Annotated in this window: 21 protein-coding genes; 6 read left to right on the top strand and 15 right to left on the bottom strand. The window is 47.0% G+C overall.

Features of this window, described 5'->3' with window-relative positions:
- Positions 1-2: 2 nt before the first annotated feature.
- The 4 genes from putP to RRU94_RS09280 all read right to left on the bottom strand — a co-directional run bounded on the left by putP (position 3) and on the right by RRU94_RS09280 (position 4,398).
- Complete coding sequence (gene putP, locus RRU94_RS09295) at positions 3-1,466, bottom strand: sodium/proline symporter PutP (protein WP_315693894.1); 1,464 nt, start codon at positions 1,464-1,466, stop codon at positions 3-5.
- 80 nt (positions 1,467-1,546) lie between these two features.
- On the bottom strand, positions 1,547-3,115 hold the full coding sequence (pruA, locus tag RRU94_RS09290; protein ID WP_251271401.1) for an L-glutamate gamma-semialdehyde dehydrogenase: 1,569 nt from the start codon (positions 3,113-3,115) through the stop codon (positions 1,547-1,549).
- A gap of 19 nt (positions 3,116-3,134) precedes the next feature.
- Positions 3,135-4,046, bottom strand: coding sequence for a proline dehydrogenase (locus RRU94_RS09285; protein WP_315693893.1), 912 nt, complete (start codon positions 4,044-4,046; stop codon positions 3,135-3,137).
- 199 nt (positions 4,047-4,245) lie between these two features.
- Positions 4,246-4,398 (bottom strand): hypothetical protein, encoded by a 153-nt coding sequence (locus tag RRU94_RS09280; protein ID WP_315693892.1) that lies wholly within the window; start codon positions 4,396-4,398, stop codon positions 4,246-4,248.
- 125 nt (positions 4,399-4,523) lie between these two features.
- Between RRU94_RS09280 and RRU94_RS09275 the strand changes: the two genes are divergently transcribed.
- Entirely contained in the window at positions 4,524-5,156 is a 633-nt protein-coding gene (locus tag RRU94_RS09275) for a hypothetical protein (RefSeq protein ID WP_315693890.1), read from the top strand.
- 46 nt (positions 5,157-5,202) lie between these two features.
- Here the strand turns inward: RRU94_RS09275 and RRU94_RS09270 are convergent, their stop codons facing one another.
- The 4 genes from RRU94_RS09270 to RRU94_RS09255 are packed head-to-tail and all read right to left on the bottom strand — an operon-like array spanning position 5,203 to position 8,063.
- Positions 5,203-6,114 carry a DMT family transporter gene (locus tag RRU94_RS09270; RefSeq protein WP_315693888.1) on the bottom strand — a complete coding sequence of 304 codons (912 nt, stop codon included), beginning with the start codon at positions 6,112-6,114 and terminating at the stop codon, positions 5,203-5,205.
- 14 nt (positions 6,115-6,128) lie between these two features.
- The gene (locus RRU94_RS09265) at positions 6,129-6,581 is read right to left on the bottom strand and encodes a threonine/serine exporter family protein (protein ID WP_242232636.1); all 453 of its coding nucleotides are present in this window, start codon (positions 6,579-6,581) and stop codon (positions 6,129-6,131) included.
- Between the two features lie 13 nt (positions 6,582-6,594).
- Positions 6,595-7,389 carry a threonine/serine exporter family protein gene (locus RRU94_RS09260; RefSeq protein WP_315693885.1) on the bottom strand — a complete coding sequence of 265 codons (795 nt, stop codon included), beginning with the start codon at positions 7,387-7,389 and terminating at the stop codon, positions 6,595-6,597.
- Positions 7,390-7,448: 59 nt separating this feature from the next.
- Positions 7,449-8,063 (bottom strand): acetate uptake transporter, encoded by a 615-nt coding sequence (locus RRU94_RS09255; protein WP_315693883.1) that lies wholly within the window; start codon positions 8,061-8,063, stop codon positions 7,449-7,451.
- 197 nt (positions 8,064-8,260) lie between these two features.
- Between RRU94_RS09255 and RRU94_RS09250 the strand changes: the two genes are divergently transcribed.
- Positions 8,261-9,166 (top strand): AEC family transporter, encoded by a 906-nt coding sequence (locus tag RRU94_RS09250; RefSeq protein WP_315695893.1) that lies wholly within the window; start codon positions 8,261-8,263, stop codon positions 9,164-9,166.
- A 316-nt stretch (positions 9,167-9,482) separates the two neighbouring features.
- The gene (locus RRU94_RS09245; protein ID WP_315693881.1) at positions 9,483-10,913 is read left to right on the top strand and encodes an amino acid permease; all 1,431 of its coding nucleotides are present in this window, start codon (positions 9,483-9,485) and stop codon (positions 10,911-10,913) included.
- 36 nt (positions 10,914-10,949) lie between these two features.
- On the opposite strand, the gene RRU94_RS09240 is transcribed toward RRU94_RS09245, so the two are convergent.
- Positions 10,950-11,525: a metallophosphoesterase family protein gene (locus tag RRU94_RS09240; protein WP_315693880.1), complete on the bottom strand. Its 576-nt coding sequence runs from the start codon at positions 11,523-11,525 to the stop codon at positions 10,950-10,952.
- 79 nt (positions 11,526-11,604) lie between these two features.
- On the opposite strand from RRU94_RS09240, the gene RRU94_RS09235 reads away from it, so the two are divergent.
- Entirely contained in the window at positions 11,605-13,059 is a 1,455-nt protein-coding gene (locus RRU94_RS09235; protein WP_315693879.1) for a phytoene desaturase family protein, read from the top strand.
- Between the two features lie 122 nt (positions 13,060-13,181).
- Here the strand turns inward: RRU94_RS09235 and RRU94_RS09230 are convergent, their stop codons facing one another.
- From RRU94_RS09230 to RRU94_RS09220, 3 genes are all read right to left on the bottom strand, one after another.
- A complete protein-coding gene (locus RRU94_RS09230; protein WP_315693878.1) occupies positions 13,182-13,880 on the bottom strand; it encodes a DsbA family oxidoreductase in 699 nt (232 codons plus the stop codon).
- A gap of 85 nt (positions 13,881-13,965) precedes the next feature.
- Positions 13,966-14,991: a PQQ-dependent sugar dehydrogenase gene (locus RRU94_RS09225; RefSeq protein WP_315693876.1), complete on the bottom strand. Its 1,026-nt coding sequence runs from the start codon at positions 14,989-14,991 to the stop codon at positions 13,966-13,968.
- Positions 14,992-14,995: 4 nt separating this feature from the next.
- Complete coding sequence (locus tag RRU94_RS09220) at positions 14,996-15,505, bottom strand: dihydrofolate reductase family protein (RefSeq protein WP_315693874.1); 510 nt, start codon at positions 15,503-15,505, stop codon at positions 14,996-14,998.
- A 46-nt stretch (positions 15,506-15,551) separates the two neighbouring features.
- Between RRU94_RS09220 and RRU94_RS09215 the strand changes: the two genes are divergently transcribed.
- Positions 15,552-16,109 (top strand): hypothetical protein, encoded by a 558-nt coding sequence (locus tag RRU94_RS09215; RefSeq protein ID WP_315693872.1) that lies wholly within the window; start codon positions 15,552-15,554, stop codon positions 16,107-16,109.
- Between the two features lie 474 nt (positions 16,110-16,583).
- Here RRU94_RS09215 and RRU94_RS09210 read toward each other — a convergent pair whose 3' ends face one another.
- Positions 16,584-17,384: a YihY/virulence factor BrkB family protein gene (locus RRU94_RS09210; protein WP_315693870.1), complete on the bottom strand. Its 801-nt coding sequence runs from the start codon at positions 17,382-17,384 to the stop codon at positions 16,584-16,586.
- Between the two features lie 233 nt (positions 17,385-17,617).
- On the opposite strand from RRU94_RS09210, the gene RRU94_RS09205 reads away from it, so the two are divergent.
- Entirely contained in the window at positions 17,618-18,976 is a 1,359-nt protein-coding gene (locus tag RRU94_RS09205) for a glycosyltransferase family 2 protein (protein ID WP_315693868.1), read from the top strand.
- A 60-nt stretch (positions 18,977-19,036) separates the two neighbouring features.
- On the opposite strand, the gene pduL is transcribed toward RRU94_RS09205, so the two are convergent.
- Together pduL and RRU94_RS09195 are read right to left on the bottom strand one after the other, a co-directional pair.
- Positions 19,037-19,621, bottom strand: coding sequence for a phosphate propanoyltransferase (gene pduL / locus RRU94_RS09200; protein ID WP_315693866.1), 585 nt, complete (start codon positions 19,619-19,621; stop codon positions 19,037-19,039).
- Between the two features lie 85 nt (positions 19,622-19,706).
- Entirely contained in the window at positions 19,707-20,162 is a 456-nt protein-coding gene (locus RRU94_RS09195) for a GNAT family N-acetyltransferase (protein WP_315693864.1), read from the bottom strand.
- Positions 20,163-20,297 lie beyond the last annotated feature (135 nt).

Genomic DNA, 20,297 nt, shown 5'->3' with positions numbered 1-20,297 from the left:
TTTTATGCCGTTTCCTCGTATTTTTCATATGAGCGGGTTAGTTGTGCGCTTGGCGCAGGTGTCATCAGGCTGACTGCCCAGACAGCGACGGTGCTGACAAAGAAGCCTGGGATAATTTCATACAGCAGTCCTGCCAAAGACGGAATACTTGCCCAAACGATAACCGTTACAGCGCCGCCGATAATACCAGCCAGTGCTCCCCATTTGTTCATTCGTTTCCAATACAAACTCATTAAAATAACCGGGCCAAATGCAGCGCCGAACCCTGCCCATGCATAGCCGACAAGCGAAAGAATGGTACTGTTATTATTGAGTGCCAGGCCAACAGCCAGAACAGCAACCACCAACACAGCACCGCGGCTGATCAGCATCAATTCTTTGTCGGATGCAGACCTGCGGAAAAACGTTTTGTAAATGTCTTCTGTCAATGAGCTTGACGTCACAAGAAGCTGCGAAGAAATTGTACTCATGACAGCCGCCAGCAATGCCGCCAGCAAAAAGCCGCTTATAAATGGATGGAACAAAATTTCACTCAATGTAATAAAGACAGTTTCCGGATCGGCAAGCTCTCCCTGCTGCTGCGAGTAATAAGCGAGACCAAGGAACCCTGTCAGCATCGCGCCGCCGACTGAGAAAATCATCCAGCTCATGCCGATATTGCGTGCTTTTTTAATTTCTTTCACAGAGGTAATCGCCATAAAGCGGACGATAATATGGGGCTGCCCGAAATATCCCAGTCCCCATGCCATTAATGAAATGATGCCAAGAACGCTTGTCCCGGTAAAGATATTAAACAGATCTGGATTCATCGTATTCATTTCTGTGAAAACCGGGCCGATGCCGCCAATTTTCATAATGGTTACGACCGGCACCACAATGAGAGCGCTTACCATAATAAGTCCTTGAACAAAGTCCGTCCAGCTGACGGCTAAAAACCCACCAAATAATGTGTATGCGACGACAACACCGGCAATAATCCACAAACCGACTTTGTAATCGACCCCAAACGAGGTTTCAAACAGCACGCCGCCAGAAACAATGCCTGATGATACATAAAATGTAAAGAAGACGATAATGACAAGTCCGGATGTCAGCCGGAGCAAATTAGAGCGATCCCCAAATCTGTTTTCCAAAAAAGATGGAATGGTCATTGAATTGTTCGCAATCTCTGTGTACACACGTAAACGAGGTGCGACATACAGCCAGTTTAAAAAAGCGCCGATCGTCAAACCGATCGCAATCCAGGAAGCACTCAGCCCCTGTACATACATTGCCCCGGGAAGCCCCATTAACAGCCATCCGCTCATGTCAGAAGCGCCTGCACTAAGAGCTGTAACAGCCGGTCCAACCGAGCGGCCCCCAAGCATGTAATCTGATAAATTCGATGTTCGTTTGTACGCTGCGTATCCGATCAACAGCATCCCCACCATGTATATGCCAATTGGAATAAGTAATTGGATATCCATTTCTCCTTCTCCCCCTTTTAATAAAAGAAGAGCTGCCTTTCAAGACCTGAAAAGCCAGAAAGGCAGCTCGAGATTCACTCTTACAGCTTGCGTGCCAGCATTTTCCCTTGTGTGAAGAGAAGAAGGTAATCATACCCGCCCGCTTTTGAATCCGTGCCGGACATGTTAAATCCGCCAAACGGGTGCACGCCAACCAAAGCGCCTGTGCACTTTTTATTTAAATACAAGTTACCGCAATGCATGTTTTCAAGTGCATAGCTTAAACGATCTTCTTCTTTAGAGAAGAATCCGCCTGTTAAGCCGTATTCTGTGTCATTGTAAATTGCAATTGCTTCTTTCCAGTCCGCCGCTTTTGCTATTGCCAGTACAGGGCCGAAGATTTCTTCCTGCATAATACGGGCTTTTGGATCTACATCTGCGAAAATTGTTGGCTCGATATAATAGCCGTTTCCTTCCGCTTTTTGGCCTCCTGTTTTTAAAACGCCTTCTGATTTGCCGATTTCAATGTATCCCATAATTTTATCGAATGATTTTTGATCAATTACCGGTCCGATTGATGCATTTTCTTCCGGAAGGCCCACTTGAAGTTCTTTCGTAAGCGCGACTACTTTTTCAACCACTTCGTCATAAACAGATTCAACGATAATCGCACGGGAGCCCGCTGAGCACTTTTGACCCTGGAAGCCGTATGCTGAAGCAACAATCGCTGCTGCTGCCGCATCTAGATCAGCTGTTTCATCTACGACAACGCCGTCTTTTCCGCCCATTTCAGCTATGACACGCTTCAGCCATAGTTGGCCTGGCTGTACTTTTGAAGCACGCTCGTAAATACGGCAGCCAACAGCACGAGAGCCTGTGAAAGAAATGAATCTTGTTTTCGGATGCTCTACCAAGTATTCTCCTACTTCAATGCCATCGCCCGGTACAAAGTTCAACACGCCATCCGGCAGGCCGACTTCTTCCATCAGCTGAACGAATTTCGCCGCAACGATTGGAGCAGAATCTGCCGGCTTTAAGATCACTGTGTTGCCTGACACAATCGAAGCAACCGTTGTTCCAGCCATAATCGCCAGCGGGAAGTTAAATGGTGAAATCACGACACCAACACCAAGCGGAATATACGTTAACTCTGTTTTTTCCCCTTCTACTTGTGTTAGCGGCTGGTGCTTGCTCGTTTCGCTTAAACGGATCATTTCACGTGCGTAAAATTCCATGAAATCAATCGCTTCTGCTGTATCTGCATCTGCTTCTGCCCAGTTTTTCCCTACTTCGTATACAAGCGCTGCAGAGAATTCATGCTTGCGCTGGCGCATTAAGTCTGCCGCTTTGAACAAATACTCAGCGCGCTCTGCCGGTGCTGTGTGCTTCCACGATTCAAATGCTGCTAGTGCCGCCTGCATCGCTGCTTCCGCATGTTCTGATGTTCCTTTTGATGCGTAGCCAACAATTTCATCTGTGTTCCCTGGATTAATAGATGTTAGTACTTCTTCTGTTTCCACTCGTTTTCCGCCAATAACAAGCGGGAATGTGCCGCCAAGTTCACTTTTTACTTTTGCCAGTGCATCCTGCATTGCTTTTTTGTTTGCTTCATCCGCGAAGTTTGTGAATGGCTCGTTTTTAAATGGTGTGCGCTCGATTGTAGTTGTCATCTTTACCGTCTCCTTTTAATTAAAATAAGTTTTTTAGTACAAACCAGACGTTTGCCGGTCGTTCTGCCAGCCGTCTTGTAAAATATCCAAACCAGTCATTTCCGTATGGTACATATACACGGACTTTGTAGCCTTCTTCTACCAGCTTGTTTTGCAGATCCTCACAAATTCCGTACAGCATTTGAAATTCAAATTGCTCTTTCGGAATGTTATGTGTGCGGACAAGTTCTTTCGTGTAAGCGACAGCGTCCTCATCATGTGTCGCCACAGCCGCATAGTTTCCATTCAGCAGATGCTGCTTGATGATTTTTTTGAAATTGTCGTCTACATCTTTTTTCTCTGGAAACGCAACCTCCGGCGACTCTTTGTAAGCTCCTTTTACGAGGCGAAGATTGGCTCTTTGCTCGTTTAAGTCGGCAATGTCTTGCTCTGTACGATATAAATACGCTTGAATGACAATTCCAACGTTATCGTAATCAAGGCGAAGCTCTCTATAAATATCAAGAGAGATTTGGGCGTGTGCGTAATCTTCCATATCGATTCGGACAAAATTATTATGAAGTACGGCACGGTCTAAAATTTTTCGCATATTCCGCATGCACAGCTCTTTACTGATATCAAGACCAAGCGATGTCATCTTCAATGATAGATTCGATGTAACACCCGCTTCAGCAATGGCATCAAGTGTCTGGATACACATAGCGGTTGATTCGGCTGCTTCTTCTTCTGTAAAAACAAATTCACCTAAATGGTCCAGCGTGACCACTTTGCTCTCTGCATTTAATTTTCTTACCGCCTGAATGGCCGTGCTGATCGTTTCCCCGGCAACAAACCGGCCGGCACCGAAACGCAGTCCATATTTCTTTGCTAATTTATTAGCCGATTGATTCTGTCCAATGAATTGAAATACGTTACGCATCATTAGTTCCATTCTATGTACCTCCTTTTCTATTTATACATTGTTGTTCATTTATTATTTTTTGAACAACTTTGTTTATTTGTTGAATTTAATATACCATAAACTCTGCCTTAATGTTGCGAATTGTCAGATTTTCTAACAAAAATTTTAAAAAATATGAAAAAAGCAGGTATTGGGCAGTGTAAAACACTCCTAAATACCTGCTTTTCTCTTATCTTTTTTTAGATAAAGAACTTTTCTTCTCAGAAGATGCTGCTTTTCTTTTCGCCCGTCCGCTCTCTTCTCTCTTTTCACTCGATTTTTTTCCAGGACGGAAGTTAGGATCTTTTTTGCAACCGCATCGACGACAGCCGCATTTTTTCATCTGCTGCCACTCCTTTCGTTTACTCACACGGTATGAAAGAAAGAAGCGAACGACACGGCGGACGGCTTACATTGATTATGAGAATGACATTCATTTATAATAAAGAAAAAAAGGGGGCGGCCGGCGTGGACCGTGCTATGTTTGCGTTTGGAAATGAAGGCGAAGCAATGGGAACCGTAACAGAATGGACAGGTAATGTACAGCTGCTGATGGCTTCGGCGGAGCAGAACTTAAAAGTAACGTCTCTTCCAGCAGCGGCATCGATGTTTATGCGGCGGTATGGGCTGTTTCTTGCCGGCCACCTGGCCGTTTTTTCAAAAGAGCGGCGCATATGGGACGGTGATCCTGATGAAGTGGAGATCGTCATGGGAGGCGGAGACGGATGGCCTCTTTTATTTCGGCTGAAGCATGAAAACTGGATTTCCTGCGGCGACGAAGGAGCGGACTTTTTACTGAACCGGCTGGCCGAGCCGGTGATCCAAAAGATTGCGAAAGAAGCGAAGCTGCCGGCAGTTATTTCCCGGGAAAATATTTTCGGTTATGCGCTTTGGATGTATGTGCATATTTTAAAGGATACCCGCGACCTTGCGCTTCTGCCGCAATATGAACGATTTTTACGCAAGCAGCAACCGGAGGAGGCAATGGCAAACTTTAGCCGGCTGACGTGCTGCTTGTACAAGGAAGTGCCGGGGTGCGAGAAATGTCCGTACTGTCCGCTTTTGAAAAAGAAAAACTGTGAAACCGCGCAAACACTTTAAAAAAAGCCCGGCTTCCGCTTTAAAAACGGAAGCCGGGCTTTTTTGTTTATCTTACAGCGCGCCTGCGCCTGCGAATCATTTCTTCTAGTGCGCCTGATCCCATTAACACACCCGGCACAATCAGCAGCAGCCCGAGCCAGTGATAATAGTAAATCGGTTCACCCAGAATTACCGCAGATCCGACGATTGAGAAAAAAGTATTTAAGTTTAAAAAAATCGCCGCTTCGGCCGGGCCGATTTTTGTAATCGTGTTGTTGTACACTAAATGGCCGACCGCTGTCGCCCCGACTGCAGAGACAAGGAACACAATGACGGTTTGGAAATGGACGTTTTGAAGCGATGCGAGGCCATTCGGCTCTAAAAGAAAGCTTGTTACAAACAGCCCTAATGAACCGAACAGCTGCATATAACCGGTCAATAAAAGCGGATCGATATCACGCGCAGCGCGGCTCACTAAAATAAAGCTGAAGGCCTGGGCTGTAATCGAGAAGAAAATAAACAAATCGCCAAGCACAAATCCTCCTAATCCAGCTCCTCCGCCCAGTACTGTCACCAGCACACCGGCTGTTCCCGTTAAAAAGCCAAGCACCCGCAACGCGGACAATCCCCGCTGAAAAAAAAGAACGGACATGAAGGCCGTTAAAATCGGGCCCAGTCCCAATATAATGCCTGTATGAACAGAGCTTGTTCCAGCTGCACCAAGCCCTAAAAACAAGTGATGAAAAAAAACGTTAAACAAGCCGCCGCCTAAAATGTACTTCCAATGATAAATAGCGGGCCAATGAACTTTTCCCATTCTGGTCAAAATAATAAATACAACAAGTGATGCCGTGAAAATACGAAATGCGGTGATCGTTACCGGCTGGACTGTGCTGACTAATATTTTTATAAGCGGCACGTTAAATCCCCAAATCATCATCACTAAAATGAGCAGTAAATATGGTTTTATTTTTTGCAAAGTGCCCCTTCTTTCTATGCCTGCTTTTTTTCGGCAGGCGCTTTTTTCCTCAAAATCAGCTGGTAAAATACATCGGATAAGATCAGTCCGAGTGCAATAGAACCCGAAATCATAAATGCCTTTGCCGCCAGATTAATGCCGGCATTGTAATCGTTTTGTACAAACGAACGCATCGCCCGATACGCCGTGCCTCCAGGAACAAGCGGAATAATCCCGGCAATCGTAAAAATGATAACCGGCGTTTTGTACACCCTCGCGTATACATGGCCGATCAATGCGATGGTAAAGGAAGCAGCAATCGTTGCGGGCAGCGAATCAATGCTGTGCTCGGATAAAAAATAATACACCATCCAGCCGGCCATACCGACGGTGCCGCACTTGAACAGCAGGCTTTTCGGTACATTAAACATAATTCCGAAGCTTGCGGCTGCCACAAAACTAAAAAACATATTTGTTAAAACGGTCATGCCCGCATCCTCCTTAAATAAACGTCATGACAACAGCGATTCCTGTTCCAATGGCAAGAGCGGTTAACAGCGCTTCTGCTCCTTTGGCCAGTCCGGAAAGAAAGTGGCCAGCCATTAAGTCACGGACCGCATTTGTAATTAACAAGCCGGGAACAAGCGGAATCAGTGTACCGACAATAATTCGATCAAGATCACTGCCCAGCCCGAGCCGGAATAACACGTACGCAGCCGCGCCGCCGGCAAGAGCCGCAATAAATTCGGAGAAAAACATCGTCGGGACGATATCGGCTACTTTTAATAGAAGAAAATAAGCAAGTGCTCCAGACAGCATCGCCGGAATCATATTGTCCCATGATCCTTTCAATAAAATCACAAAACAGCCGCTCGTTGAAGCCGCCGCTGCAATCTGTACCAAAAAAGAAAAAAACATGGGCGCTCTCTGAATGCCTTTCAACTCCTTGTATGCTTCGGAAACGGTCAGCTCCCCCGCACTGATCCGCCGGGAAATAGCATTCACCGCGCTTACTTTATATAAATCCGTCGTTCGTTTTGAAATCCGTATTAATTTTGTTTTTGTCGGTTCGTCTGTTTCAATCGAAAACATGATGCCTGTCGGCGTTACAAAGCTGTGCGATTCTTCAATACCATATGACAGGGCAATCCGCATCATTGTATCCTCTACCCGGTACGTCTCGGCGCCGTTTTCCAGCATAATTTTTCCCGCCAGCAGGCTGACGTCCATGATGTCATATTGTTTCTCAAGCAAGGCGTCCAACCGAATCACCCCAATCGTGTTCAATGCCCCCATTATAGCCCTTTCACTTCATAAAAAAAAGCCCGCCGGCCAAATCGCCGACGGAACATCCTTTACCCTTTTTTAATGATGCCAAACGGCTTGCCAACCGGAAGAAACTCGCGTCCGAAATGCGTGTTCAGCACAGCTGCTCCTGCTCCGTAGAACGAGAACAGTGAAATAAGCAGCTCTGAGTAGGCAGCGAGCTGATGCGATGCATGCTCCATAATGCCAAATGAGCTAAGGGACAGCCCAATAAATAAGAAATCAATTAAAAAGAAAATGATAAACAGCACTTTATTTGTTTCCAGTGCGCCAATCGTCATAAAGACCGTAAAAATAAGATAACCGATAAATGCAAAACCAAGCTGGTGCATATCCGCATTTTCCTGCAGGACCTGGCCAAATACACCGAGATTCATCAGCCATGATAAGCTGACTCCCATCCAAAACAGGCCGTATGCTGCAAAAGCAGAGGCACCAAATGTGTTATTGTGTTTTGTGTCTAAAATAGATGCGTAAAACTGCGCAATACCGCCTAGAAAAATGGCCCACGGAATCACTAGAGACAATCCATCTGTCCAGCCCAGTTTTTGGGATGAAGCGACAAGGGTGACAATGGCCAATCCGAACAAGCCGATTGCTGACGGATCAGCTGTTACAATTTTTACTTGTTTTGTTTCGTTCATACTTTCCTCCAACATATATTTTAACCGACTAGTCGGTTTTTTCAGATAATTTCTCTCTACTTCTGAAAAACAACATCTTGTATTGTACACGAATCAGCTCCGCTCGCCTATAGCAAGGAATGGAAATTCGCCTGTTTTCGACAAAAAATTTTGGTATGATAAAGAAAGAGTTGAAATGGGACGGAGATGACCTCGTTTTGGAATTATTTATGATTGTACTGCCAGCATTCCTGATTTTTTTAACTGGATATCTGGGACAAAAATGGATCGGATTTGAAATCCGCTCAATTTCAATGGCTGCACTGTATTTAATGTCGCCTTTTCTTGCCTTTCGAACCTTTTATGCCAATAAATTAACGATGGACTACGTGTACATTACGGTTTTCTGCCTCGTTTTATCGCTTGTCCTCATTGTCGTTGTACTCATTACCGGCTTTTTTATGAAAGCCGGCCGCCAAAAAATGGCGGCGATGGTATTGGGCGGTGTTTTTATGAACAGCGGCAATTACGGAGCACCCGTTGTGCTGTTTGCTTTTGGCGCTGTAGGCTTTGAATACGCGGTTATTATTATGGTCTTTCAATCATTTCTAATGAATACAATCGGCTTGTTTGCGGCGTCTCTTGGCGGCGAAGAAGAAACGACCTTAAAGCAGTCGCTTCAGCGGGTGGTGCGGATGCCTGTTTTGTACGGAGCCTTTCTCGGCGTCTTGCTTCAGCTGCTGCATGTTTCGATTCCGCCATCGTTTATGGATGCGATCAGCTTAGTGGCAGATGCTTCGATTCCAACCGTGATGATTGTGCTGGGCATGCAGCTGGCAGTGATTGCGACAAAGCGGGTCGAATACAAATACGTAAACGCGGTCTCTGTGATCCGTATGGTTGTATCACCGCTTCTCGCTGCCGCCATCGTCTCTTTTATACCGGCCAACGATTTATTAAAGGACGTGATGATTCTTCTGGCAGCCATGCCGGCTGCGGCGAATACGACCATGTTTGCGATTCAATTCGGCACAGAACCCGACCTCGTTTCCTTTACAACATTGATCACAACGCTGTTGAGCATTCTCACTATTCCGATCATCCTGTTTTTTCTTGGCGGTTAACTGAAAGAACCCTCTTTCTATAGAAAGAGGGTTCTTTCCAGTTCAATCGTTTTTTGGAATGAACTCTGTTCTTCAGATGGATTGACCGATTCCCCTTTTTATGTGTTTAATAGAAGTCGGCTGTTCTTTACCCCCTGCAAAATTTTGCAGCCAAACGCAAAAAAGATTGTCTTTCAATCAATCGAATGGCACACACATTAGCATTCTTTGTCTTTTAACGGTTTTCGGAAAAATAGATGTAGTACTAAATTTGCACACAGCCATAAGAAGAACTACTTGGAAACGTTTCCAATTAAAGATGTAAGGAGGAGATCGTATGCAGCACCCTGGCAGCCAGGAGCTTCAGCGCACGATGAAAACACGGCATTTATTTATGATTTCGCTCGGGGGTGTGATTGGAACCGGCCTTTTTCTTGGATCAGGCTATACAATCAGCCAGGCTGGAGCCGGCGGAGCCATTTTATCTTTTTTAGTCGGCGGCTTTGTGATGTATTTAACGATGGCCTGCCTCGGGGAATTGGCGGTGGCTATGCCCGTATCAGGTTCTTTTCAAACGTATACCACTAAATTTATCGGACCGGCAACCGGCTTTACACTCGGATGGATTTACTGGCTCGGATGGGCTGTTACAGTGGCGCTGGAATTTCTATCAGCCGGTCAGCTGATGGGCAGGTGGTTCCCGGATGTGCCCACATGGATATGGTCTGCCGTATTTGCCGGTATACTTTTTATTTTAAACGCCTTGTCTGCAAAAGCGTTCGGAGAAGCAGAATTTTGGTTTTCGAGCATTAAAATTATGGCGATCGTGTTATTCATTATTTTAGGCGGCGCCGCCATGTTTGGCTTGATCGATATGAAAGGCGGTCAGGAGGCACCGTATTTCTCTCATTATATCGAGGACGGCCTGCTGCCGAATGGTCTTTCTGCTCTTATCATTACGATGATTGCGGTGAATTTCTCGTTTCAAGGCACCGAGCTGATCGGGATTGCGGCAGGGGAAAGTGAACATCCGGAAAAAACGATTCCCCGTTCAATTAAGCAGTCTGTCTGGCGTACGCTTCTGTTTTTTGTTTTATCGATTTTTGTTTTGGCCGGCATGATTCCGTCTGATCAGGCGGGCGTGCTTGAAAGCCCATTTGTTGTTGTGTTTGACCACATCGGCATTCCCTATGCAGCTGATATTATGAACTTTGTTATTTTAACTGCTCTGCTGTCCGTTGGAAATTCGGGATTATACGCGGCGTCCCGGATGCTGTACGCTCTTTCAAAAGAAGGAATGGCCACACCGGCACTTGCGAAAGTAAACAAAAAAGGCGTCCCGATGAATTCATTGCTTTTAACGCTCGGGATCGCCCTGCTGTCGCTTTTATCCGGCTTTTTCGCGGAAGAAACCGTGTTTGTATGGCTGCTTTCGATCGCAGGACTCGGGGCGCAGGTCGGCTGGATTGCCATTAGCGCGTCACAGCTTGCTTTCCGGAGAAAATATCTTCGTGAAGGCGGAAAAGTAGAGGATTTAAAATTCAAGGCGCCGCTTTATCCGTTTCTGCCGGTGCTTGGCCTCCTCCTGAACTGTACCGTTTTAATCAGTATGGCGTTTAACGCCGAGCAGCGTATGGCTCTTTATTGCGGCATTCCTTTTATACTGCTGTGTTACGCCGTTTATCATTTAAAAATCAAGAAAACAAAGCAGATGGAGCTGGAAAAACAGGAAATACAGCTGAATTTAAATAAAAAAATGCTGCTTTAAACAAAAACACGACAAGCCTATTGTCGTGTTTTTTATTTACAAAGCTTTCATAAAGGTAACGGTCCGCGCCGTCGAATCGTACAGCACCCATTCACGCGACTGCCAGACGGCGCCGGCGTTAATGCCATACCGCTTTTTCTTTAAAAGGATGGGCTTTCCATATTCGATCGGCAAGGATTTTCCTTTCCTGAACAGTCCGGCTGTGTGGCTGTGCCCGAAAAAAACGAGCGGTGGATTGGTTTTGGGCAGGACGGGCAGCCAGCCTTTTGTCCACTTCCACTGATGGCCATGCATTAACACGGCGCCGTCAATCGTTAATTTCTCCGGCAAATGAGCAAAATCGTGACAGCCGGTCACAAGCGTAATCCGCTCTTCCTGATTTCCCCGCACAGATGGAAAAGTGAGAAGCGGTTCAAACTTTTTCGGCATCTGCGCCGCTTTTTTCATTGAAATACCTCTTGTTGTCGCTGCTTTTCGCTTGCCGATGTTGCATTCATACAAATCACCAAGCCCCATAATTTCTGCATCTGGTGCACAGCATTCAATCTGCTTCAGCACTGCTTTTGTATCCTTTACGCTTGAGTGCAGGTCGCCCAGGATCGCATATCTCATGTTCTGTCTTCCTTTCCGAACGAGTTTAACATTGCAAGATTTCTTTTCTTTCTTCACACTAAAGAAAAGAGGTGATTTTGTGCATACACTTATTATCGGCGGCGGTATCGGCGGATTAACAGCAGCAGCCATTTTAGCCCGAACCGGGCATGATGTAACGGTGCTCGAAGCTTCCTCTGAATGGGGTGGATGCGCCGGAAAATTCCAGCGGCAGCATGCTCTTTTCCCAGTGGGCGCAACACTTGGCATGGGTTTTGAAAGGGGAGGTCTTCACGAGCGGGTGCTGCGCCTGCTTGGCAAACAAGTTTCCGTCCGCCTGCTTGATACGGTCATGATGCTTCATTTCCCGAATCAGTCCATTCCTTATTACCGGGACCGTATACAGTATCTTGAAGCTATTTGTGCCCAATTTCCACATGCGGCCAGCCAAATCTGCTCTTTTTACAAAGAATTATGGGAAACAGCGGCGTCCATCCGCCAGCTCATGAAACCCCTTCCTGCTCTTCCGCCTCAAACAGCCGGCGAATGGGCGTATTTGCTTTCGTCTCTCCGTCCCTGGCATGCAAAGCTTGCGCCATTTGCGCGCGCCACGCTTGAAAACCGGCTGCACAAGCATGGCCTCGGCGAAGAAGGTGCATTTGTTCATTTACTTGACGGCCAGTTAATCGACAGTATGCAGACAACCTCGAAATATGTTTCCTATTTAATGGCAGCGACGGCACTTGATATTTATCATGAAGGCGCGTACTACGTGGAAGGCGGCTTGTACCGTGTCGCTGAAACATTGGCAGAGGCGATTCGTGAAAACGGAGGTGCCCTGAAGAAAAACCGACGGATTGTATCCATGAAAAAAAACAGCGGATGGACCGCTGTTGACGAGCGCGGCAACGAATACCACGCCAAGCATATTGTCTTTAACGGCGCCATCCAGCAGCTGCCCTCCCTCGTAAGCGGTCTTTCGGGCCGGCACCGAAAGCTTGCCGGCAGGCGAACCTGGGTTACGCATACCCTCTATTTACTACTGGACGAGGCGCTGATCCCGGATTCCTTTCCGCTGTTTGGGCAAATTTCCTCGGATTCAATGAGTGAAGGCAGCCACCTGTTTATGTCTCTTTCTGCTAAAGACGACCGCCTGCGGGCACCGGAAGGCAAACGAACGATGACCGTTTCCACTCATTCCTCCCCAGATCATTGGCAGACGAAGCAGGATTATGATGCGTACAAAGAAAAGCTGACCGAGAAAATGCTGTCAATGATCGAATCCGTGTACCCGAATTTCCACAAAATGATCGTCCATATGGAAGCTGGTGCGCCAAAAGCATGGGAACGGTATACGAAGCGGCCAAACGGGTATGTAGGCGGCTTTCCGCAAACCACTGAGCACGCGCTGTTTGGCTCGCTGTCTCACCGCTCCGGTCTGCCGAATCTATGGCTGTGCGGCGATTCGATTTTTCCAGGCGGCGGCACAATCGGCGCCACCGCGAGCGGTATTCATTGCGCTCGCTCCATTGCGCCCGGCTTGTTTGAGATTTAAGCCTGCCGCTATCCTATAAAGGGCCAAAGCCGTTAGCGGCTTTGGCCTCTCCCTTCGTCTCACAAATGGCTGAGCGACGCTTTCTTATTCTCTTCCGTTATAGAAGTCTATTTTTCAGGCATTCAATCCTGGCTGCTTTCCCCATCTGTGCAGTCATCATCCTGGCACCATTCGGTTTTGCCTGCTGTTACTTCTTCATCAGCCGCTACCTGGTCAAGCACCTGCTTAAACGCCTCAACAGACTGCGCGCCGGAAACAGCATATTTATCATTGAAAATAAAAAATGGAACGCCTTCGATACCAATGTCGCGCGCTTCTTCTTGATCAGCGCGGACACGGTCGCTATATTTGCCGCTTTGCAGTACTTCTTTTGCTTCAGCTCGGTCCAGACCTGCCTCTTCTGCCCATCCAGCTAGCAAGTCTGCATCTGCGATATGTTCAGATTCAGTAAAGTAAGCCCTTAATACCCGCTCTGTAAATTCATTCATTTTTCCTTTTTCTTTGGCAAAATGGGACAGGCGGTGTGCATCATGCGTGTTTGCTAAAACGATAGTATCCATATTATAAACAAGGCCGGCTTCCTTTGCCTGCTCAGTCATTCTGTCATTCATTGCTTTGGCACTTTCCGCTGTCATACCGTACTTTTTCGCCAATGCGCTGTGCACACTTTCCTCTGACTTAACCGGTGCATGCGGGTCAAGTTCATAGCTGCGAAACTCTATCTCTATGTTGCCGTCAAATTGTGCCGCCGCTTCCTCAAACCGACGTTTGCCGATATAGCAAAACGGGCAGGCGAAATCAGACCAAATTTCTACTTTCATCTTTCTCCACTCCTTTTCTTTAGAGTAGGAGGAAAAAGAAGAAGCCGCAACTATTCTGCCTGCAATAGAGGGGTGGAGTGGGTATTCACCTTTCATATTCCATGCGGTACAGTTTATCGTCGCCAGCTGCCGGGTTTCCGCGCCCATCTGTATTGTTCGTCACAAAATAAAGATAATCCCCGTCAGAAAACACATCTCGAATACGGCCGTAGCCTTCAATCTCTTTTGACACCTTTCCTGTTTTGGGATCGATTTTCAGCACCGCTTCACCACGGAGTGAAGCCGCATAAAGCACTCCTTTATGCCAGGCCATCCCTGAAGGAGCCCATGTTTCATCCGTACCGGACACAGCAAGAGGCACTTGGAGTCCCTCGGCTTCTTCTGTTCCTTCAATGTCCGGCCAGCCGTAATTTCTTCCTCTTTGGATGAGGTTTATCTCATCGTTTGCAGACTGTCCGTGTTCCGAGGCATACATCGTCCCGCCTTCATCCCAGGCAAGGCCCTGCGGATTACGGTGGCCCATGCTGTATATCTCTGCCTCGCCTGATTCGTCAATCCGAATAATTTTTCCGTTCCATGAATCAGGATTTTGAGCGGTTTCTGGATTGGATGCATCTCCAATTGTTGCGTAAAGAGCACCATCCGGTCCGATTTCAAGCCGGCCGCCATGATGAAAGCTGCCGGACGGAATGCCGTCTAGGAGCGTATCCGCTTCGCTCCAGCGGGAATCATGCTGTTTAACGATCACAATCCGGTTATAGGGCTTTCCTTCCTTGTCATACGTGTAATAAGCATAGGCTTCTTTTGACTCGGCGAAATCCGGCGCCAGCACAAAACCGAGCAAACCGGCTTCCGCTGCGTCCGAAAGCGGTGCCTCCAGCTCGACCGGCTGATGCTCTACATCACCATCTTCCACTTTGGCAATGGTGCCGTTCCGCTCAGAAATATAAAACACGCCTTCGCTTTCGGTAATCGACCACGGAACATCCAGATGTTCCGCTTCGATCTCCAGTTCTTTACGTTCCGGGCCATCTGCCGGCTCCGTCTGCTCTGGTTCCTGTATGCCGCAGCCTGCTGCTAACAACACGCCTGCCAGCCATTTTTTCGTCATCGAATCAGTCCTTTCGCTTGTAGTGAATCGATACGATGTCTCCCAGCTTTTCTACACCAGCAAGTGAAAACGCAGCTTCTGTGCCGGGTGGAAACAGCGGAATGCCGCCGCCCAGCACTTTTGGTATCACAGCGATAAACAGCTCATCAAGCAAATCATGAGCCAGGCATTCCTTCACAACTTGTCCACCGCCAACCACCCAAACGGTCCCTTCTTCCCGTGCCAGCACGTCCGGCAGCGGCTCGTCTGTAAAAACTACATAATCTGTTTTTCCTTTCATCGTTCGTGACAGTACGCAGCATTTCTTGCCCGCATATGGAAAATCATCCGTCAGCTGGAGCACTTTCTCGTACGTGCCGCGCCCCATGAGAAGCGTATCAACGGTTTTATAAAAAGCCAGGTATCCGTTGTCTCCTCCGTCTCCCTTTACGTCATCAAGCCAATCCACTGACCCGCCCTCTCTTGCAATAAAGCCATCAAGACTTACGGCAATGTACAACACACTTCTGCCCATTTCTCCATCTCTCCTTTATAATAAAAATCAAAAAGGGGATTTTACATTGACGGTGACCTCTCTTTACGAACGCGAACTGCTGGCGGTTTTAAATGGCTTTTCTGATTATGTCGAGAAGCATGCGGACCCCGAACAGCTTGAACGGCTGTATCATACATGGATTCCGCTTCTCAGCACATACGTCACGCACGATGCCGTTGAATCTACCCTTGATGAATGGTACGCCATGATCGAGAACGATTTCTTATGGCTTCATTATATCGAAGAAAAGCAGGTTCTTACAGAAAAACCCATTATTCAGCACATATTGGAAATATGGAAGAAGCCATTTGCGTTTGCAGGCTCCCGGCTTCCAAATGGCAGATACGAGCACTGGGCAGACGGAATAAAATGGAACATAAGAACTGAATGTGCGGAGTATATCATCGGCATCGCGCTGCCGCTCGGAGAAAGCGAGGCACTGCTTGTTCATTGGTTTGAAACAGACGAGGCATTTCAAGAGCTGCTGGAGGACGGTTTTTCTGAAACAAAGGATTTAACCCGGCAGCAATACTTGAACGGCCATTATTTAACCTGTTTGTCTTTTCAAAGCGACAACACATAAAAAAGGAGCTCTGCCCAAAGAACTCCTTTCAGACTGTAGACAAATTATACGGATGACCGTGCACATGACTGGGATGGACCGGCGGCGTCCAGGCAGCTCCGCTTTCCATGGGGCAGGCGCTGAGCCCGACTTCGCCTGGCGGCTTCACCGGTCTCCGCTGCCCTCCCGCCGCCAAGTGGCTTGGGACAAGATTCCATAAAGCTAATAAGATAAGGTCGTATCTTTCTGTTTAAAAAAGAGAAAATGTCTAGTCAGTCCTTGCTTATGGATCTTCAATACCACTTAGTGAAGCCTGTCGGACGAAGACTCCTGCGGGAAGTACAGTGAGTCGGGAGACCCCACAGGCGCAGCCGAGGAGGCTCCCGCACTGCCCTAAGGGGCGCGAAGTCCGGCCGGCTTCACTTATCGGCTCTTTTTTAAAAACGAAAGACTTTGTGTACGCACTGAAAGGAGCTCTGTCCAAAGAGCTCCTTTTTATTGTTGTTCTTTTTCCGCATTAAAAAGACCGCCAAGCAAAATCACAACGGCCGTTAAATAAAACCAGAGGACAAGCACAATAATTCCCGACAGCTGCCCGTACAAGCGCGTATAGCTGACCGCCGCTGCATAGCTTTCAAACAGAAAAGACACGATCTGCCAGCCGAGTGCCGCGAACAGCGCGCCCGGCAGAACATATAAAACAGGTACTTGATCATTTGGGATAATTTTATAAAAAGCGATAAAAAACACTACCAAAAACAGGGTTCCAATCCCCCATTGGGCTGCCGGCCATATATCCAAAAGCATTGACAGCTGCTCAAGCGTGCCCGATTGCGATACAAGCCAGTGCAGCACTCTCTCCAGCAAAGGAATTACAAGCGACAGCGGCACGATGATCATAAAAATCAATGTAACACCAAAATCGCGCAGAAGTCCTTTCCAGAAAGGAAGGTCCCGTTCAATTTTGTAGGCGTCATTTAGTGAGCGGCCCAATGACTGGACCGCCATCGAAGACAGCCAAAACGTAGAAACTAGGCTGAGTGACAGCACCTGCCCTTGTTCAGCAGAGAGTACAGCTGCGACGTTTTCTTCAATTAAGGTGAACGATTCCCCTGGCGCATACGGACGGACAAAATCGAGAATCGCCTGCTGGTCTACTGGAAAAAAGCGAATTAATGAAAGCATAAAAATGATAAATGGAATCGCAGACAACAGCAGGTAGTAGGCCGTTTGCGCCGCCTGGTCGTAAAAGCGCTCAGCAAAAAAGCGGCTCAAGATCCTCTGAGCAGTATTCATCTATCCACCTCCTTTTTTTATTTTTCCCGTTTCCGTGCAGAAGTAAGCCCGCTCGAGCGTACCCGCCCCATTGTATTGGAAAATCAGTATGAACTTTTACCTTCCCTTTTATAACAATTTGATAACAAACTGGGACATACCCCTTATTTTTCTTTTCATTTCCGTAACAACTCTTTTATCCTTTCTTTCTCTCACTATAATAAGAACAGCAATTGTCGAGAGGGAGCTGTTCTATGGATCTATTGGTTTTCACGTTGTTTTGTCTCAGCATTTTGTTTCCCGTTTTACATGTATTCTGCAGCACGCCGTCCCAGCGCAGGCTGCCCGGTCAAAAGCCTCCTGCCCCGAAAGGCATCAGCGTGTTAATTCCTTGTTTTAATGAAGCGGCAATTATTCAAACGTCGATTGATCACATACAATCTCTTTCTTATCCGTCCTACGAGGTCATTTATATTAATGACGGTTCGAGCGATGAAACCTTTGCTCTTTTGAAGGAAAAGCTGAGTCTCGTTGAGTGTCAAAAACAAGCGCTCGGCCAGCTGGCCCATCAACCGATCCACGGTGTGTATCAATCCGGCTTCCTGCCGCATGTATTTGTCATCAACAAAGAAAATGGCGGCAAAGCTGATTCGCTCAATGCCGGTATTGAATATGCTTCTTATGATATTGTGGTGACGCTTGATGCAGACAGCATTTTAAGTGATGATGCCCTTCCTTTGGCAAACGAAGCGTTTCAAGAGCCTGATGTGGTTGCGGCCGGCGGCATGGTGCATGTGCTGCAAACAAAAGCGGGCGGCCATGTTGAGCGCTTGTCTTTAAAAAGTGCCAACTGGCTGATTCGGGCGCAAATGTTCGATTTAATGAAAGGCTTTTACATTACAAAAGTGTCTTTAGCCCGGTTCCGTGCTCTGTCGATTATTTCAGGGGCGTTCGGTATTTTCGATAAGCGGGTTCTGCTCGAAGTCGGCGGCTACCGCGCCACGCTGGGAGAAGATATTGATATTACCCTGCGGATCCAGCGGTACATTTCAGATCATCCGGCCAAACGCATTGTGTTTCTGCCGGAGGCTGTCTGCTATACCGAGCTGCCGGAAAACAACCTGGATGTTTTTAAGCAGCGGGTCCGCTGGCAAAAAGCGTTCGTTGACTGCATCATTCATTTTGCCCCTTTTTTCACTCGCACTCTTTTGCGAAAGCCTGTTTCGTTTTTTTGTGTGTTCGAAACGTTTATCGGCGGCACCGTTACCGCGTATGTTATGACGGCGATGCTGATTCAGCAGCTTACGCTCGGCTCAATGTCTATGATAGAGCACCTTGCTCTTTATGCTGCTGTAACCATGATGTTCGGCTCGTTTTGTGATATAGTCGCCATTACCCGCTCTCATCATTATGGCGTCTGCTTTAACAAAGGTGAAAGAGGGCGCCTCTTTACAGGCATCCTCTTTGACGTGACGATTTTTCGTTTTTTAAATTTGTTTTATGTGATGTACGGCACTATCGCTTACTTCTTTAACCGGACCGGCTGGAACAAAGTAGCCCGGACGGGACGGCGTTACAAAACGGCACCACCGGTACATAAAAGAGCAGTGTAAGAGCTGCCCGAACAAAAAAAGGTTTGATCCCGAAGAGGATCAAACCTTTTTTATGTAAACTTACGCCCAAATGTCGCCTGTAGCGCCTTGAGAGATAAAACCAGCATTCGCTTCATCTGTATCGATATGCATTTCAAGCGCATAGCTTTCAGATACGCGAATCACGACATTGCGGAACGCGATTGGACGGTCGCCGCCGACTTCTACAGTCACGATCTGGCCGTTTTCTACATTGTATTTTTCTGCATCTGCTGGTGTCATATGAACGTGCGCCTGGGCAATGATTAAGCCTTCTTCAAGCTCCACTGTACCTGCAGGACCCGTGATTGTCACAGCTTCAGATCCTTTAATATCGCCTGACTCACGAAGCGGCGGACGTACGCCAAGCTTCATGGCATCTGTCCAGCTTACTTCCACTTGTGTAGCAGGACGGCATGGGCCAAGAACACGAACGCGTGCAATTTCACTCTTTTTACCGGCAATGGTTACCGTTTCTTCTGCCGCGAATTGACCTGGCTGCGATAAGTCCGCGCGCTTTGTGAGCTCGTGGCCTTTTCCGAATAAAATTTCAAGGTGCTCCTGTGATAAGTGGATGTGGCGGGCAGAAACCGCTACAGGAATCGTTCCATGGTTTGTTAATGACATCTATCTTCCAGCCTTTCTGATCTTAAAAATTTTATACAGCACTTATTCTACACTATTTTCTTGTGAAAATACGAGCAATAAATGTTTACTGATGTTTTTTTTCCAGCAGCACCAGTTCCACACCCGGCTCTGGCAGCAGCGTATCCAGCTCTTCAAATCCAAATTTCTTATATAAATTGCAGGCAGGCTCATTTTTTGCGCCGGTTGTAACAAGAACCGTCCGCCCTGCTGATTCTTCCTGCAGAAAATATGTCAGGAGCTTTGAAGCAACCCCTTCATGAAAGTGTCCCGGATGAACAACCAGCCGTTGAATAAAGGCCGATCCATCTTCGTCTTTATAAGAAAGAAAACCGCACAGCTCCCCTTCTGTTAAAAATCCGATAAAAATTTCATCACTGTTTTTAATCATCTCTACCGTTTCATTTAAATGTGGAATGCCATCATACCCAATTAATGACGCTTCCACTTTATAAGCAGGTATTTGCAATGCCAGAATTTCCGCTGCTGTTGCTTCTTCCCCATGATGCAGCCGTTCAATCATCCCCGTAAACCCCTTTCATCGTTCTTTTATCCCTGATTATACACGCTTTTCCCTTTCATTTCAGAATTTACTCTTTTTTAACAGTTGAAAAAATGATTTGTGAAAAATGTCACAAATCATTCAAATTCTCCGCTG

Source organism: Domibacillus sp. DTU_2020_1001157_1_SI_ALB_TIR_016 (assembly GCF_032341995.1).
Classification (GTDB): domain Bacteria; phylum Bacillota; class Bacilli; order Bacillales; family Domibacillaceae; genus Domibacillus; species Domibacillus indicus_A.
The sequence above is the reverse complement of the archived record's forward strand: the minus strand, read 5'-3'. Positions and strand labels throughout refer to the sequence as shown.